The organism is Clavibacter michiganensis subsp. tessellarius, from assembly GCF_021922985.1.
In the GTDB taxonomy this organism is placed as follows: domain Bacteria; phylum Actinomycetota; class Actinomycetes; order Actinomycetales; family Microbacteriaceae; genus Clavibacter; species Clavibacter tessellarius.
Genome location: NZ_CP040788.1, coordinates 1,108,896 through 1,125,528, shown reverse-complemented (window position 1 = coordinate 1,125,528; position 16,633 = coordinate 1,108,896). Strand labels below are relative to the sequence as shown.

At 72.5% G+C, this 16,633-nt stretch carries 14 protein-coding genes and 1 tRNA gene; 13 read left to right on the top strand and 2 right to left on the bottom strand.

Annotation, left to right across the window (positions count from 1 at the left end; translation table 11 throughout):
• The first annotated feature begins 16 nt into the window (after positions 1-16).
• The 12 genes from hisF to pyk all read left to right on the top strand — a co-directional run bounded on the left by hisF (position 17) and on the right by pyk (position 15,231).
• Entirely contained in the window at positions 17-799 is a 783-nt protein-coding gene (gene hisF, locus FGG90_RS05090; protein ID WP_094131493.1) for an imidazole glycerol phosphate synthase subunit HisF, read from the top strand.
• Complete coding sequence (hisI, locus tag FGG90_RS05085) at positions 796-1,194, top strand: phosphoribosyl-AMP cyclohydrolase (protein ID WP_094129686.1); 399 nt, start codon at positions 796-798, stop codon at positions 1,192-1,194. The genes hisF and hisI overlap by 4 nt, the downstream gene beginning before the upstream one ends.
• Entirely contained in the window at positions 1,191-2,747 is a 1,557-nt protein-coding gene (locus FGG90_RS05080) for an anthranilate synthase component I (RefSeq protein ID WP_094129689.1), read from the top strand. Before hisI ends, FGG90_RS05080 begins: the two co-directional genes overlap by 4 nt.
• Positions 2,747-3,403, top strand: a complete 657-nt coding sequence (locus FGG90_RS05075; RefSeq protein WP_094129692.1) for a Trp biosynthesis-associated membrane protein — start codon at positions 2,747-2,749, stop codon at positions 3,401-3,403. Before FGG90_RS05080 ends, FGG90_RS05075 begins: the two co-directional genes overlap by 1 nt.
• Before the next feature lie 42 nt (positions 3,404-3,445).
• Complete coding sequence (locus FGG90_RS05070; RefSeq protein ID WP_094129695.1) at positions 3,446-3,682, top strand: DUF6704 family protein; 237 nt, start codon at positions 3,446-3,448, stop codon at positions 3,680-3,682.
• Positions 3,682-4,458, top strand: coding sequence for an indole-3-glycerol phosphate synthase TrpC (gene trpC / locus FGG90_RS05065; RefSeq protein WP_094129699.1), 777 nt, complete (start codon positions 3,682-3,684; stop codon positions 4,456-4,458). The genes FGG90_RS05070 and trpC overlap by 1 nt, the downstream gene beginning before the upstream one ends.
• Positions 4,455-5,669, top strand: a complete 1,215-nt coding sequence (trpB, locus tag FGG90_RS05060; protein WP_094129702.1) for a tryptophan synthase subunit beta — start codon at positions 4,455-4,457, stop codon at positions 5,667-5,669. The genes trpC and trpB overlap by 4 nt, the downstream gene beginning before the upstream one ends.
• Positions 5,666-6,478, top strand: coding sequence for a tryptophan synthase subunit alpha (gene trpA, locus FGG90_RS05055; RefSeq protein ID WP_094129704.1), 813 nt, complete (start codon positions 5,666-5,668; stop codon positions 6,476-6,478). The genes trpB and trpA overlap by 4 nt, the downstream gene beginning before the upstream one ends.
• 71 nt (positions 6,479-6,549) lie before the next feature.
• Positions 6,550-7,569, top strand: a complete 1,020-nt coding sequence (gene lgt, locus FGG90_RS05050) for a prolipoprotein diacylglyceryl transferase (RefSeq protein WP_094129707.1) — start codon at positions 6,550-6,552, stop codon at positions 7,567-7,569.
• Positions 7,570-7,670: 101 nt separating this feature from the next.
• On the top strand, positions 7,671-12,245 hold the full coding sequence (gene gltB / locus FGG90_RS05045) for a glutamate synthase large subunit (RefSeq protein ID WP_094129710.1): 4,575 nt from the start codon (positions 7,671-7,673) through the stop codon (positions 12,243-12,245).
• A complete protein-coding gene (locus FGG90_RS05040) occupies positions 12,238-13,695 on the top strand; it encodes a glutamate synthase subunit beta (RefSeq protein ID WP_094129713.1) in 1,458 nt (485 codons plus the stop codon). The genes gltB and FGG90_RS05040 overlap by 8 nt, the downstream gene beginning before the upstream one ends.
• A gap of 90 nt (positions 13,696-13,785) precedes the next feature.
• Positions 13,786-15,231: a pyruvate kinase gene (gene pyk / locus FGG90_RS05035; protein ID WP_094129716.1), complete on the top strand. Its 1,446-nt coding sequence runs from the start codon at positions 13,786-13,788 to the stop codon at positions 15,229-15,231.
• Positions 15,232-15,327: 96 nt separating this feature from the next.
• Here the strand turns inward: pyk and FGG90_RS05030 are convergent.
• Positions 15,328-15,410: transfer RNA gene (locus tag FGG90_RS05030), tRNA-Leu, on the bottom strand.
• Positions 15,411-15,495: 85 nt separating this feature from the next.
• Between FGG90_RS05030 and FGG90_RS05025 the strand changes: the two genes are divergently transcribed.
• Positions 15,496-16,101, top strand: coding sequence for an ANTAR domain-containing response regulator (locus FGG90_RS05025; RefSeq protein ID WP_094129719.1), 606 nt, complete (start codon positions 15,496-15,498; stop codon positions 16,099-16,101).
• Between the two features lie 50 nt (positions 16,102-16,151).
• Here FGG90_RS05025 and FGG90_RS05020 read toward each other — a convergent pair whose 3' ends face one another.
• Positions 16,152-16,586 carry a PaaI family thioesterase gene (locus FGG90_RS05020; protein WP_094129722.1) on the bottom strand — a complete coding sequence of 145 codons (435 nt, stop codon included), beginning with the start codon at positions 16,584-16,586 and terminating at the stop codon, positions 16,152-16,154.
• Between the last annotated feature and the right edge of the window lie 47 nt (positions 16,587-16,633).

Genomic DNA, 16,633 nt, shown 5'->3' with positions numbered 1-16,633 from the left:
GGCCGCCGATCGCCCCGTGCCCGGGTCCCCGTCCTCCGGCGACCTCGCCGTCCGCGTGATCCCCTGCCTCGACGTGGCCGCCGGCCGCGTCGTCAAGGGCGTCAACTTCCTCGACCTGCAGGACGCGGGCGACCCCGTCGAGCTCGCGCGCCTCTACTACGAGCAGGGCGCCGACGAGCTCACGTTCCTCGACGTCACGGCCACGGTCGAGGACCGCTCCACGATGTACGACGTCGTGAGCGCGACCGCCGAGCAGGTCTTCATCCCGCTGACGGTCGGCGGGGGAGTGCGCAGCGCCGACGACGTGGCGCGGCTCCTCGCGAGCGGCGCCGACAAGATCGGCGTCAACAGCGCGGCCATCGCCCGGCCCGACCTCGTGGGCGAGATCGCCGACCGGTTCGGCGCGCAGGTCTGCGTCCTCTCGCTCGACGTGACCCGCGGCGACACCGCGTCCGGCTTCGTGGTCACGACGCACGGCGGCCGCACGCGCACGACCATCGACGCCGTCGCCTGGGCCCGCGAGGCCGTGGAGCGCGGCGCCGGCGAGCTGCTCGTCAACTCCATCGACGCCGACGGCACGCGCGACGGCTTCGACCTCGAGCTCGTCGCCGCGATGCGCGCCGCGAGCCGCGTGCCGGTGATCGCCTCGGGCGGCGCGGGCGAGCTCGACCACTTCGCGCCCGCGATCGAGGCCGGCGCCGACGCCGTGCTCGCCGCGAGCGTCTTCCACTCCCGCCGGTTCACCATCGGCGACGTCAAGGGCGCCCTCGCCGACGCCGGACGGGTGGTCAGGCGATGAGCGGGCCCGCCGCGAGCCCGGACGTCGACGGGATCCTGGCCCGCGCCTCCTTCGCCGACGACGGGCTGCTGCCCGCGGTGATCCAGCAGCACGACACGCGCGAGGTGCTCATGCTCGGCTACATGGACCGCGAGGCGCTCCGCCGCACGCTCACCACCGGCCGCGTCACCTTCTGGTCCCGCTCCCGGAGCGAGTACTGGCGGAAGGGCGACACCTCCGGGCACGCCCAGTACGTGCGCGACGCGGCGCTCGACTGCGACGGCGACACGGTCCTCGTCCAGGTCGACCAGGTAGGAGTGGCCTGCCACACCGGCACGCGCACCTGCTTCGACGCGGACCACCTCCACCCCGTCCCGGGCGCGCGCCCCGCCGCCGACGAAGGGCCCACCCCATGAGCGAGACCCCGCGCCCCGGCGCATCCGCCGCAGCGCCCGGCACCACCACGCGCGACGGCTTCCGCGCCCTCGCCGCCGACCACCGCGTGATCCCCGTGCTCCGCGAGGTCTTCGCGGACGGCGAGACCCCCGTGGGCGTGCACCGCAAGCTCACCGCCGGACGCCCCGGCAGCTTCCTGCTCGAGTCCGCCGGCCAGGGCGGCATCTGGACGAGGTTCTCGTTCGTCGGCGTCTCGTCCTTCGGCGTGCTCACGCAGCAGGGCGACGAGGCCTGCTGGCTCGACTACGGCGTCGACGCGCGGCGCGCCCTCGGCGACGACGCGCCCGACGGCCCGCTCGCCGCCCTCGCCGCGCTCTACGCGCGCTGGGAGACCCCGCGCATCCCGGGCCTGCCGCCCCTCACCGGCGGCCTCGTGGGCTTCATCGGCTGGGAGGCCGTGCGCCAGATCGAGCGCCTGCCGGACCGTCCGCCGGCCGAGGTGCCCGTGCCCGGCCAGGCCCTGAGCTTCGTCTCCGAGCTCGCCGTCCTCGACCACCGCCGCGGAACCGTCACGCTCGTCGCCACCGCCCTCAACGACGGCGTCGACGACGAGGACGCCATGTGGGCGGACGCGCAGGCGCGCCTCGACCGCATGCAGGCCGACCTCGCCCGCCCCGCCGAGACCTTCCTCGCCGACGTCGACCTGCAGGCGCAGCCGTCGCCCACGCTCCGCACGCAGCCCGCGGACTTCCACGAGGCCATCGCGCGCAGCAAGCACCACATCCACGAGGGCGACGTGTTCCAGGTCGTGGTCTCGCAGCGCTTCGACCAGCCGACCACGGCCGAGCCGATCGACGTCTACCGCATCCTGCGCGTGCTCAACCCGAGCCCCTACATGTACCTGCTCACGCTCGAGGACGCCGACGGGAAGCCGTACTCCATCGTCGGATCCTCGCCCGAGGCGCTCGTCACCGTCACCGACGACCACGTCTACATGCACCCCATCGCGGGCTCGCGTCCGCGTGGCGGGACCGTGGAGGAGGACGTCGCCCACGAGGAGTCGCTCCTCGCCGACCCGAAGGAGCGCGCCGAGCACCTCATGCTGGTGGACCTCGCGCGCAACGACATGCTCAAGGCGTGCGCCCCCGGATCCGTCGAGGTCACCGAGTTCATGCGCGTCGAGCGGTTCAGCCACATCATGCACCTCGTCAGCTCGGTCGAGGGCACGCTCCGGCCCGGCGTCTCGAGCATCGACGTCTTCCGCGCCACCTTCCCGGCCGGCACCCTCTCGGGGGCGCCCAAGCCGCGCGCGCTGCAGATCATCGACGAGCTCGAGCCCGCGCAGCGCGGCGTCTACGGGGGAGTGGTGGGCTACTTCGACTTCGCGGGCGACGCCGACCTCGCCATCGCGATCCGCACCGCCACCATCGTGGACGGCGTCGCCCACGTGCAGGCCGGCGGCGGCATGGTCGCCGACTCCGACCCCGACGCGGAGTACCTCGAGTCGCAGAACAAGGCGGCGGCGCCGCTGCGCGCGGTCGCGGTCGCCGAGGCCATGCGGCGCGTGCGCTGATGCGCGTCACCCGCCGCACGAAGTCCCTCGCCCTCCTGCTCGTCCTGGCCACCAGCGCGGCCACGTTCCTCGGCTGGTCGCAGGACTGGTCGACGCTCCGCATCGGCGGCCAGGCGCCCGCGCTCGTCCCGGTCGCGGGGAGCGTCGCGGCGCCCGCGCTCAGCGCCCTCGCGCTGTCGAGCCTCGCCCTCGCCGGGGCGCTCGCGATCGCCGGCCGGGCGCTGCGCGTGGTGCTCGGGATCCTGCAGGTCCTCATCGGCGCCACGGTCGCCGTCACGGCCCTCGCCGCGGTCTCCGGTCCCGTGCAGGCCGGCGAGGGAGCGGTCACGACCGTCACGGGCGTCGCCGGATCCGCGCCCGTCGCCGACCTCGTCGTCGGCTGGACCACCACGCCCTGGGGTCCGGTGACCCTGGTGGCCGGCATCGCGTCGGCGCTCACCGGCGTGCTCGTCGCGATCACGGGCCCGCGCTGGCCCACGGGCCGCTCGCGCTACGACGCGGCCGCCGACGCGCCGGCCCGCCGCATCGTCCCCACCGAGGACCCGGTGGCCGCCTGGGACAGCCTGAGCGGCGGCGCCGACCCCACCCGCCGCGAGGCCGGCGACCCGGCCGAGGACGCTCCCCAGGCCGACGGCCGCCCCGACGCCGCACGGTAGACTCGACCCCGATCCCACCCGCACGACCCAGGAGGAGCACGCATGTCCACAGAGTCAGCAGACACCGGCCACGGCAACTCGCCGGCGGCCTGGACGGCGGTCGTCATCGCGCTCATCGGCTTCGCCGTGGGCACCATCGCCTTCTGGTTCTCCCTCGCGCCCGTCGTGTGGGCCTCCGCGGGCCTGGTCCTGGTCGGCTTCGCCGTCGGCGGCATCATGAAGAAGATGGGCTACGGCGTCGACGGGCACCGCACCTCGCCCACGAAGGCGCACTCTTGATGCTCGGCGACCTGCTCGCCGGCGCCCTGGAGGACGCGGCCACGCGCCGCGAGACCCGCCCGCTCGCCGAGGTGGAGGCCGCGGCCCTCGCCCGGCCCGCCGCGCTCGACGTCCTCAGCGCGCTCGCGCCGGCCGACCGCGTCAAGATCATCGCCGAGGTCAAGCGCTCGAGCCCCTCGCGCGGCGCCCTCGCCGAGATCCCCGATCCCGCGCTCCTCGCGTCCCGCTACGAGACCGGCGGCGCCAGCGCCATCAGCGTGCTCACCGAGGGCCGCAAGTTCGGCGGCTCCCTGCACGACCTCGAGCAGGTCCGCGACACGGTCTCCATCCCCGTGCTCCGCAAGGACTTCATCGGCGAGGCGTACCAGGTGCTCGAGGCCCGCGCGTCCGGCGCCGACCTCGTGCTCCTCATCGTCGCCGCGCTCGACCAGAAGACGCTCGTCGAGCTGCACGCGCTCGTCAACGAGCTCGGCATGACCGCGCTCGTCGAGACCCACTCCGCCGAGGAGGTGTCGCGCGCCCTCGACCTCGGCGCCCAGGTCGTCGGCGTCAACGCCCGCAACCTCACCACCTTCGAGCTCGACCGCGACCTGTTCGGCTCGCTGGCCGACTCCATCCCGTCCGGCGTCATCCGCATCGCCGAGTCCGCGGTGAAGACCGCCGACGACGTGGCGCACTACCGCCGCTCCGGGGCCGACGTCGTGCTGGTGGGCGAGGCGCTCGTCACCGGCGATCCCGTCCGCACCCTGACGGAGTTCCTGGAGGCGCGCCCGTGACGGACCTCCGCAGCGCGACCGGCCCGTACTTCGGCGACTTCGGCGGGCGGTACGTCCCCGAGTCGCTCGTGGCCGCGCTCGACGAGCTCGCGGAGGCGTGGGAGGAGCTGAAGGTCGACCCGGCCTTCATCGCGGAGCTCCAGGAGCTGCACCGCACGTACACCGGCCGGCCGTCCCTCATCACCGAGGTGCCGCGCTTCGCCGAGCACGCCGGCGGCGCCCGCATCATCCTCAAGCGCGAGGACCTCAACCACACCGGCTCCCACAAGATCAACAACGTGCTCGGCCAGGCGCTGCTCACGAAGAAGATCGGCAAGAAGCGCATCATCGCGGAGACGGGCGCCGGCCAGCACGGCGTCGCCACCGCGACCGCGGCGGCGCTCTTCGGGCTCGACTGCGTCATCTACATGGGCGAGGTCGACACCGAGCGCCAGGCGCTCAACGTGGCCCGGATGCGCCTGCTCGGCGCCGAGGTCGTGCCCGTCCGCTCCGGCTCCCGCACCCTCAAGGACGCCATCAACGACGCCATGCGCGACTGGGTCACCAACGTCGAGACCACGAACTACGTCTTCGGCACGGTCGCGGGACCGCATCCGTTCCCGGCCATGGTCCGCGACCTGCAGAAGGTCATCGGCGAGGAGGCGCGCGAGCAGGTCCTCGCGCTCACCGGCCGGCTGCCCGACGCCGTCGCCGCGTGCGTGGGCGGCGGATCCAACGCCATCGGCATCTTCCACGCCTTCCTCGACGACGCCGACGTGGCCCTCTACGGGTTCGAGGCCGGCGGCGACGGCGCGGAGACCCCGCGCACCGCGGCCACCATCACCAAGGGCCGGCCGGGCATGCTGCACGGCGCCCGCAGCTACCTCCTCCAGGACGAGGACGGGCAGACCATCGACTCGCACTCGATCTCCGCGGGACTCGACTATCCGGGCGTCGGTCCCGAGCACTCGTGGCTGTCGGACCTCGGCCGCGCCACCTACCGTCCCGTCACGGACGACCAGGCCATGAGCGCGCTCCGCCTGCTCAGCCGCACGGAGGGCATCATCCCCGCCATCGAGTCCGCGCACGCGCTCGCGGGCGCGCTCGAGCTCGGCAAGGAGCTGGGCCCGGACGCGATCATCCTCATCAACCTGAGCGGTCGCGGCGACAAGGACATGGAGACGGCCGGGGCCTACTTCGACCTCATCGACGCCGGGGCGGAGCAGTCGTGACGGCCCACGCGGCGCCGCCCGTCGCCAGCCCGGTCGAGCGGGCCATCGCCCTCCGCCGCGAGCAGGGGTCCGGCGCGCTCGTCGGCTACCTGCCCGTCGGATTCCCGGACGTCGCCACGAGCATCGAGGCGGCCGTCGCCCTCGTCGAGAACGGCGTCGACGTCATCGAGCTCGGCCTGCCCTACAGCGATCCGGTCATGGACGGCCCCGTCATCCAGCGCGCCACCCAGACCGCGCTCGCCCAGGGCTTCCGCCTCCGCGACGGCTTCGACGCGCTCCACGCCATCACGCAGCGCGTGGACGCGCCGGTCCTCCTCATGACGTACTGGAACCCGGTCGTGCAGTACGGGGTCGAGCGCTTCGCCGACGACATCGTCGCGGCGGGCGGGGCCGGCCTCATCACGCCCGACCTCATCCCCGACGAGGGCGCCGACTGGCTCGCCGCCTCCGAGCGCACGGGCCTCGACCGCGTGTTCCTGGCGGCCCCGTCCTCGAGCGAGGCGCGCCTGCACCAGGCCGTCGAGCGCAGCCGCGGCTTCGTGTACGCCGTCTCCACCATGGGGATCACGGGCGCACGCCAGGACGTCGACCAGGCGGCCCGCGGGCTCGTCGCGCGCCTGCGCGACGCCGGCTCCACGAGCGCGTGCGTCGGCATCGGCATCTCCACGGGCGACCAGGTCCGCGAGGTCCTCGACTACGCCGACGGCGCCATCGTCGGATCCGCCCTCGTGGCGGCGCTGGCCGACGGCGGGGTGCCCGGCGTCGCCCGCGCCGCGGCGGATCTCGCGCGCGGAACCGCGCTACAGTAGCCCCCGGCCCGCGGTCCCGCCGCGCCCGCCGACCCCCCTGCGAAAGTGAGCGCCATCCGTTGTTCGTCCCGATGAGCATCCCCAGCCCGGATCCGTCCGACACCCGGTTCGACGTCACGGCGTGGCTCCAGGGCCTCGGCGTGGACCTCCCGCTCACCTTCGTGATCCACGCGTACGCCGTGTGCATCCTCGTCGGCATCCTCATCGCGGCCTTCCTCACCAACCGCCGCCTCGTGGCGCGCGGCGTGGAGTCGGGCACGGTCATCGACTTCACGCTGTGCGCGCTCGTGCTCGGCATCGTCGGCGCCCGCGCGTTCCACGTGCTCACGCACCCGGGCGACTACTTCTACGAGGGTGCGAACCTGTGGCGCGTGCTCTACGTCTGGGAGGGCGGCATCGCCATCTTCGGCGCGCTCCTCGGCGGCGCCGTGGGCGTGTGGCTCGGCTCCAAGTGGACGGGCGTCCGCTTCTGGACCTTCGCCGACGCGCTGGCGCCCGGCCTCCTGCTCGCGCAGGCCGCCGGCCGCATGGGCAACTACTTCAACCAGGAGCTGTTCGGCACCCCGACCACGCTGCCCTGGGGCCTCGAGGTCGACGCGACCAACGCCGCCTTCCCCGCGGGCCTCCCCGCCGGCACGCTCTTCCACCCCACGTTCCTGTACGAGATCGTCTGGAACGTCGCGGGCGCGCTGTTCATCATGCTGCTGGGCCGCGCCGTGCGCCTGCAGTGGGGCCGCGGCCTCGCCGTGTACCTCATGTGGTACGGGCTCGGGCGCATGGTCTTCGAGTCCATCCGCATCGATCCGAGCGAGATCATCCTCGGCATCCGCACCAACGTGTGGGCGGCCTTCATCGCCGTCGCGATCGGTCTCGTGCTGTTCCTCGTGCAGACCCGGCGGCACGTCGGCAGCGAGCCGAGCCCGTACCTGCCCGGCCGCACCCCGGATGACGTAAGCGCGCGCGCGAAGGCGGGCCGCGACGGCGAGGTAGCATCGGTGTACACGGAATCGGATTTCACCGACGGCGACGCCGAGCGGGCATCCACCGGGTCGGACTCCCACGCTCTCCCCGCCACAAGCGGACGCGCCTAGTCCCCAGCGCGGGCACCCCCGCGGTCACCGCCTCCTCCCGCGAGGCGGTCCCCACCACAGGGCCAGCGACGTCCCTCCGCAGTGCATCTAGGACGGTTCCCATGGCGTTCTCCTCCACCTCCCCTCCCGGCGGCGCGTTCCCCGCGAAGCAGGGCCTGTACGACCCGGCGTTCGAGAAGGACGCCTGCGGGCTGGCCATGGTGGCCACGCTCCGCGGCACGCCCGGCCACGACATCATCGTCAACGCCCTCGGCGCGCTCCGGAACCTCGAGCACCGCGGCGCCATCGGCTCCGACGCCGGCACCGGCGACGGCGCGGGCCTCATGACGCAGATCCCCGACGCGTTCCTCCGCGGCGTCGTGGGCTTCGAACTGCCGCCGATGGGGGAGTACGCGGTCGGCATGGCCTTCCTGCCCGTCGACGACGCCGAGCGCGAGGAGCTGCAGGCCGGCATCGAGCGCATCGCCGCGTCCGAGCGCCTGCGCGTGCTCGGCTGGCGCGAGGTGCCCGTCGACCCGTCGCACCTCGGCAACCTGGCACGCAAGGCGATGCCCGCGTTCCGCCAGCTCTTCCTCACCGCCGACGCGCCCGCGGACGCCGCGGACCGCCCCGAGGGCCTCGCCCTCGACCGCCTCGCCTTCCGTCTGCGCAAGCGCGCGGAGCGGGAGCTCGGCGCGTACTTCATCTCGCTGTCCTCGCGCACGCTCGTCTACAAGGGCATGGTCACGACGCTCCAGCTGGAGCCCTTCTACCCGGACCTCTCCGACGAGCGCTTCGCCTCCAAGCTCGCCATCGTGCACTCCCGGTACTCCACCAACACGTTCCCCTCGTGGCCGCTCGCGCAGCCGCTGCGGATGATGGCGCACAACGGCGAGATCAACACCGTCGCGGGCAACCGCAACTGGATGCGCGCCCGCCAGTCCCAGCTCGAGTCGGAGCTGCTCGGCGACCTGTCGCCCCTCCTGCCCATCGTCACGCCGGGCGCGAGCGACTCCGCGTCGTTCGACGAGGTGCTCGAGCTCCTCAGCCTCAGCGGCCGCAGCCTGCCGCACGCGATGATGATGATGGTCCCCGAGGCGTGGGAGAAGCAGACCGACATCGACCCGGTCCGCCGCGACTTCTACGAGTACCACTCCATGGTCATGGAGCCGTGGGACGGCCCGGCCGCGCTCACGTTCACCGACGGCACGCTCGTCGGCGCCACCCTCGACCGCAACGGCCTGCGCCCGGGCCGCTACCTCGTGACGCACGACGGCCTCGTCGTGCTCGGCAGCGAGATCGGCGTGCTCGAGATCGACCCCGCGCGCATCGCGCGGAAGGGCCGCCTGCGCCCCGGCAAGATGTTCCTCGTCGACACCGACGCCGGCCGCATCATCGAGGACGACGAGATCAAGTCCGAGCTCGCGGCCAGCGCGCCGTGGGGGGAGTGGCTCCGCAACCGGATCCACCTCGCCGACCTCCCCGAGCGGGAGCACATCGTGCACACGCCCGCCTCGGTGGTCCGGCGCCAGCGCACCTTCGGCTACACGGAGGAGGAGGTGCGGATGCTGCTCATGCCCATGGCGAAGGTCGGCGCCGAGCCCCTCGGCGCCATGGGCTCCGACACCCCCATCGCCGTGCTCTCGCAGCGGCCGCGCCTGCTCTTCGACTACTTCACGCAGCAGTTCGCGCAGGTCACGAACCCGCCGCTCGACTCCATCCGGGAGGAGGTCGTCACCAGCCTCCGCCTCGGCCTCGGCCCGCAGCGGAACCTCCTCGACGCCGGGCCCGAGCACGCCGAGCAGGTCGTGCTCGACTTCCCGGTGATCGACAACGACGAGCTCGCGAAGGTCATCCACATCGACCACCGGCCGGGCAGCCGCACCACCACGATCGTCAGCGGCCTGTACCGCGTCGACGACGGCCCGCTCGCCATGCAGAAGCGCATCGACGCGATGTGCGACGAGGTCGACCGCGCCATCGAGCACGGCGCGCGCTTCATCGTGCTGTCCGACCGCGACTCCACCCGCGACCTCGCGCCCATCCCGTCGCTCCTCATGATCGCGGCCGTGCACCACCACCTCATCCGCCGCCAGACCCGGATGAAGGTCGGCATCGTCGTCGAGGCCGGCGACGTGCGCGAGGTGCACCACATCGCGCTGCTCATCGGGTACGGCGCCTCGGCGGTCAACCCGTACCTGGCCATGGAGTCGTGCGAGGACCTCGTGCGCAGCGGCATGCTCACGGGCGTCACGCCGGAGAAGGCCACGCGGAACCTCATCAAGGGGCTCGGCAAGGGCGTGCTGAAGATCATGTCCAAGATGGGCATCTCGACGGTGTCGTCGTACGCGGGCGCCCAGTGCTTCGAGGCCGTCGGCCTCTCGCAGGAGCTGGTGGACCAGTACTTCTCCGGCACCACCACGCGCCTCGGCGGGGTCGGCATCGACGTCATCGCGGCCGAGAACGCCGCGCGGCACCGCAGCGCCTACCCCACGGACGGCGCCGTGCTCTCGCACGAGCGGCTCCAGACGGGCGGCGAGTACCAGTGGCGTCGCGACGGGTCCCCGCACCTGTTCAACCCGGACACGATCTTCCGCCTGCAGCACGCCACGCGCATGCGGCGGTACGACATCTTCCGCGAGTACACCTCCATGGTCGACGCGCAGTCGAAGGACCTCATGACGCTCCGCGGCATGTTCCGGCTGCGGACCGGCACGCGTCCGCCCGTGCCGCTCGACGAGGTCGAGCCCATCTCCGACATCGTGAAGCGCTTCTCCACGGGGGCGATGAGCTACGGCTCGATCTCCGAGGAGGCGCACGAGACGCTCGCCATCGCCATGAACCGGCTCGGCGCCAAGTCGAACACCGGCGAGGGCGGCGAGAACGTCGAGCGCCTGCTCGACCCCGAGCGCCGCAGCGCGATCAAGCAGGTCGCCTCGGGGCGCTTCGGCGTCACGAGCATGTACCTCACGCACGCGGACGACATCCAGATCAAGCTCGCGCAGGGCGCCAAGCCCGGCGAGGGCGGGCAGCTGCCGCCCGGCAAGGTCTACCCGTGGGTGGCGCGCACCCGCCATGCGACCGCGGGCGTGGGGCTCATCTCCCCGCCGCCGCACCACGACATCTACTCGATCGAGGACCTGAAGCAGCTGATCTTCGACCTCAAGCGCGCGAACCCCTCCGCCCGGATCCACACGAAGCTCGTCAGCCAGTCGGGCATCGGCGCGGTGGCCGCGGGCGTCGCGAAGGCGCTGAGCGACGTGATCCTCGTCTCGGGCCACGACGGCGGCACGGGCGCGAGCCCCGTCAACTCGCTCAAGCACGCGGGCACGCCGTGGGAGCTCGGCCTCGCGGAGACGCAGCAGACCCTCCGCCTCAACGGCATGCGCGACCGCGTGGTCGTGCAGGTCGACGGGCAGATGAAGTCCGGCCGCGACGTGATCGTCGGCGCCCTGCTCGGCGCCGAGGAGTTCGGCTTCGCCACGGCGCCGCTGGTCGTGTCCGGCTGCATCATGATGCGCGTCTGCCACCTCGACACCTGCCCCGTCGGCGTCGCCACGCAGAACCCGGAGCTGCGGAAGCGCTTCCCGGGGAAGGCGGACCACGTCGTCAACTTCTTCGAGTTCATCGCGCAGGAGGTGCGCGAGCACCTGGCGGCGCTCGGCTATCGCTCGCTCGACGAGATCGTGGGCCGCAACGACCTGCTCGGCGTCGAGGACGCGGTCGACCACTGGAAGGCGTCGGGCCTCGACCTCTCGCCGATCCTCGTGGGCCCGACGTTCGCGGACGACGAGCCGCGGAAGCACGCCCGGTCGCAGGACCACGAGCTCGAGGACCACTTCGACAACGAGCTCATCCGGCTCAGCCGCGACGTGCTCGACCACGGCGGCCGCGTCGAGATCGACCTGCCCGTGCGCAACACCGCGCGCGCGGTCGGCACGATGCTCGGCCACCTCGTCACGAAGGGCCACGGGGTGGACGGGCTGCCCACGGGATCCATCGACGTCACGCTGCGCGGCTCGGCCGGGCAGTCCTTCGGCGCGTTCATGCCGTCGGGCATCACGCTGCGCCTCGTCGGCGACAGCAACGACTACCTCGGCAAGGGCCTCTCCGGCGGCGACATCGTCGTGCGGCCCGATGAGAGGGCCGGCTTCCCCGCGGAGGAGAACGTCATCGCGGGCAACGTCATCGGCTACGGCGCGACCCAGGGCACCATGTTCATCCGCGGCATGGTGGGGGAGCGGTTCCTCGTCCGCAACTCCGGCGCCACGGCCGTCGTCGAGGCCGTGGGCGACCACGCGCTCGAGTACATGACGGGCGGGCTCGCCCTCGTGCTCGGGGGCACCGGCCGGAACATCGGCGCGGGCATGTCGGGCGGCACCGCCTACGTGCTCGACCTCGCCGAGGACCGCATCAACACCGACGCCCTCGCGTCGGGCGAGCTCGAGCTGCACCCGCTCGGGAGCGCCGACGCCGAGATCGTGCTCGACCTGCTCCGCCGGCACCTCGCCGAGACCGGCTCGACCGTCGCCGAGCGCCTGCTCACCGACCCGGAGGCGTCCATGACGCGATTCACCAAGATCCTGCCGCGGGACTACGCGGCCGTCCTCGCCACCCGCCAGACCGCGGTGGACGAGGGAATCGACCCCGACGGCGACGTCGCCTGGAAGCGCATCCTGGAGGTGACCGGTGGCTGACCCCAAGGGCTTCCTCAAGGTGACGGAGCGCGAGCTCCCCAAGCGCCGACCCGTCTCGGTCCGGCTCATGGACTGGAAGGAGGTGTACGAGCAGCAGGAGCGCGGCGAGCTCGTGCGCCAGGCCGGCCGGTGCATGGACTGCGGCATCCCGTTCTGCCACCAGGGCTGCCCGCTCGGCAACCTCATCCCGGAGTGGAACGACCTCACCTGGCGCGGCGAGGGCCGGCAGGCCATCGAGCGCCTGCACGCCACGAACAACTTCCCGGAGTTCACGGGCCGCCTGTGCCCGGCGCCCTGCGAGAGCTCGTGCGTGCTCGGCATCAACCAGCCGCCCGTGACCATCAAGCAGGTCGAGGTGTCGATCATCGACGACGCCTTCCAGAACGGCTGGGTCGAGCCGCACCCGCCCGAGCGCCTGACGGGCAAGACCGTGGCGGTCGTCGGATCCGGTCCCGCCGGCCTCGCCGCCGCGCAGCAGCTCACGCGCGCCGGCCACACGGTCGCGGTGTTCGAGCGCGACGACCGCATCGGCGGCCTGCTGCGCTACGGGATCCCCGACTTCAAGATGGAGAAGAAGCACCTCGAGGCGCGCCTCGCGCAGATGACCGCCGAGGGCACCCGCTTCCGCGCGGGCGTCGACATCGGGAAGGACATCACCTGGTCCGACCTGCGCCTACGGTACGACGCGGTCGTCGTCTGCACGGGCGCCCTCGTGCCCCGCGACCTCGACATCCCGGGCCGCGACGTCGACGGCGTGCACTTCGCCATGGACTACCTGCGCCAGTCGAACCACGCGACGGCCGGCGACCAGGTGCCCGAGCAGATCCACGCGGAGGGCAAGCACGTCGTCGTCCTCGGCGGCGGCGACACGGGAGCCGACTGCATCGGCACCGCGCACCGGCAGAAGGCGGCCTCGGTCACCAACCTCGCCATCGGCCAGCAGCCGCCGACGGAGCGCCGCCCCGACCAGCCGTGGCCCACGTACCCGACCCTCTTCGAGGTGTCGAGCGCGCACGAGGAGGGCGGCGAGCGCCACTACCTCGCCACCACGGTCGAGTTCCTGAAGGACGACGACGGGCACGTGCGTGCGGTCCGGGTCGCCGAGACCGAGTTCCGCGACGGGCGCCGCGTGCCGAAGTCGGGCACCGAGCGCGAGATCCCCGCCGACCTGGTGCTCCTCGCGCTCGGCTTCACCGGCCCCGAGAAGGACGCGCTCGAGTCCCAGCTGGAGGTCCCCTTCGACGACCGCGGCAACGTGGCGCGCGACGAGGACTACCAGACCGACCAGGCCGGCGTGTTCGTCGCGGGCGACGCGGGCCGCGGCCAGTCCCTCATCGTCTGGGCCATCGCGGAGGGACGTTCAGCGGCGTCCGCCGTCGACCGGTACCTTGAGGGGGACACGGAGCTCCCGTTCCCGGTCCGTCCCACGGACCGCGCTCTCTCCATCTGACCCGGCCGCCCGCCGCACCCGTGCGCGCGGTCGCGACCACTGACCCGACCCGCGTCCACGTGCGACGCAGAAACGCGAGACAGACAGAGCATGACCAGACGAGCGAAGATCGTCGCGACCCTCGGGCCCGCGACCAGCTCCTATGAGAGCATCCGCGCCATCATCGACGCCGGCGTGGACGTGGCCCGGATGAACCTGAGCCACGGCACGTACGACGTCCACGAGGGCATCTACTCCACCATCCGGAAGGCCGCCGACGACGCGGGCCGCGCGGTCGCGGTCCTGGTCGACCTGCAGGGCCCGAAGATCCGCCTCGGCAAGTTCTCCGACGGCCCGCACGACCTGGCCTTCGGCGACACGTTCGTCATCACGGTCGAGGACATCCTCGGCACGAAGGACATCTGCTCCACCACGTACAAGGGCCTGCCCGGCGACGTGAAGGCCGGCGACCCGCTGCTCATCGACGACGGCAAGGTCACGCTCCGAGTGGTCTCCACCGACGGCACCCGCGTCACGACCACGGTCGAGGTCGCGGGCACCGTCAGCAACAACAAGGGCATCAACCTCCCGGGCGTCGCGGTCAACGTGCCCGCGCTCTCCGAGAAGGACGAGGCGGACCTCCGCTGGGGCCTCCGCCTCGGCGCCGACCTCATCGCGCTGAGCTTCGTGCGCGACGCATCGGACATCGTCCGCGTGCACGAGATCATGGACGAGGAGGGCCGCCGCGTCCCCGTCGTCGCCAAGGTCGAGAAGCCGCAGGCCGTCGAGGCCCTCGAGGAGATCGTGGACGCGTTCGACGCGATCATGGTCGCCCGCGGCGACCTCGGCGTCGAGCTGCCGCTCGAGGCCGTCCCGATCGTGCAGAAGCGCGCGGTCGAGCTCGCCCGCCGCAAGGCCAAGCCCGTCATCGTCGCGACGCAGATGCTCGAGTCGATGATCACGAGCCCGCGCCCCACGCGCGCCGAGGCCTCCGACTGCGCCAACGCGGTGCTCGACGGCGCCGACGCGCTCATGCTGAGCGGCGAGACGAGCGTGGGCGAGTTCCCCGTCGTCACCGTGAAGACCATGGCGCGCATCATCGAGTCCACCGAGGAGCACGGGCTGGAGCGCATCCCGAAGCTCGGCACGCGCCCCTTCACCCAGGGCGGGGCCATCACGCTCGCGGCCGCCGAGGTCGCCGAGTTCGTGGAGGCCAAGTTCCTCTGCGTGTTCACCGAGTCCGGCGACTCCGTGCGCCGCATGACCCGGCTCCGCAACGGCATCCCGATCCTCGCGTTCACGCCGAACGAGGGCATCCGCCGCCGCCTCGCGCTCTCGTGGGGCGTCCAGTCCTACCTCGTCGAGCCGGTCACGCACACCGACCAGATGTTCCACCAGGTCGACGACGTGCTCCTCGCGGAGGGCCTCGCCGAGGTCGGCCAGAAGGTCGTCGTCATCGCCGGGTCCCCTCCCGGGATCGCGGGGTCGACCAACGAGCTGCGCGTCCACGTCGTCGGCGACGCCGTGAACGAGGCGGCTCCCGCGTACGAGAAGTAGCGCGGCACCGCGGGGCTCCGGCTCCGGCGGGCACGCGAGGAGGGCGGGCGACCACGTGGTCGCCCGCCCTCTTCGCATGCCCCTCGCGGGACGCGGTGCCGGATGTGGGACTCGAACCCACACGCCCTCACGGACAGAGCATTTTGAGTGCTCCGCGTCTGCCATTCCGCCAATCCGGCGCACCTCGGCCGTCCGACGCTACCGCAGGCGTCCGGCCGATCCGGCACGCACCGGCCCGGCCGACGATACCGTAGGCTCCTATCCGTGAGTGACCAGGAAACAACCCCCGCAGCCCCCCGCCGTGTCGTCGTCGCCGAGGACGAGTCGCTCATCCGCCTCGACATCGTGGAGACGCTCCGCGACAACGGCTTCGAGGTGGTCGGCGAGGCCGGGGACGGCGAGACGGCCGTCGCCCTCGCCACCGAGCTGCGTCCCGACCTCGTCATCATGGATGTCAAGATGCCGCAGCTCGACGGCATCTCCGCGGCCGAGCGCCTGAACCGCAACCACATCGCGCCCGTCGTCCTCCTCACGGCCTTCAGCCAGAAGGAGCTCGTCGAGCGCGCGGGCGAGGCCGGCGCGCTGGCGTACGTCGTCAAGCCGTTCACGCCGAACGACCTGCTGCCGGCGATCGAGATCGCCCTGGCCCGCTACGCGCAGATCATCACGCTCGAGGCCGAGGTCTCCGACCTCGTCGAGCGCTTCGAGACCCGCAAGCTCGTCGACCGGGCCAAGGGCCTGCTCAACGAGAAGATGGGCCTCACGGAGCCCGAGGCGTTCCGCTGGATCCAGAAGGCGTCGATGGACCGCCGCCTCACCATGCACGACGTGGCCCAGGCCATCATCGAGCAGCTCAGCGCCAAGAAGTAGGGACCCTGCCGGGCGCCCCCGGCCGGTCTGCCGACGAAGGTCCGCGGCGATCAGCGGGGCGTGCGCTCGCGGATGATGTTCGTGATGCGCACCGTGGAGAGGCGCCGTCCCTCGTCGTCCGTCATCACGATCTCGTGCGTGGTGAGCGTGCCGCCCAGGTGGATCGCCGTGCAGGTCCCCGTGATCGTGCCGGCGGACGCGGAGCGCGTGTGGCTCGCGTTGAGCTCGATGCCGAACGCCACGCGGTCGGGACCGGCGTGGACGTTCGCGGACATGGATCCGAGCGACTCGGCGAGCACGACGTACGCGCCGCCGTGCACCACGCCGTAGGGCTGCGTGTTGCCCTCCGCGGGCATGGTCGCGACGGCGCGCTCGGGGCTGAGCTCGTGGAAGACGATGCCCATCTTCTCGGCCAGCGCGCCCACGTCCTGGGGCTGGCGGAGGAGCCGCGCGGTGGCGGACGACTCGGGTGCGGGCTGGGTCATGGGCGATCCTCCGAGGCCGGGTCCGAGGTCGGGGGCCCTCGATAGGC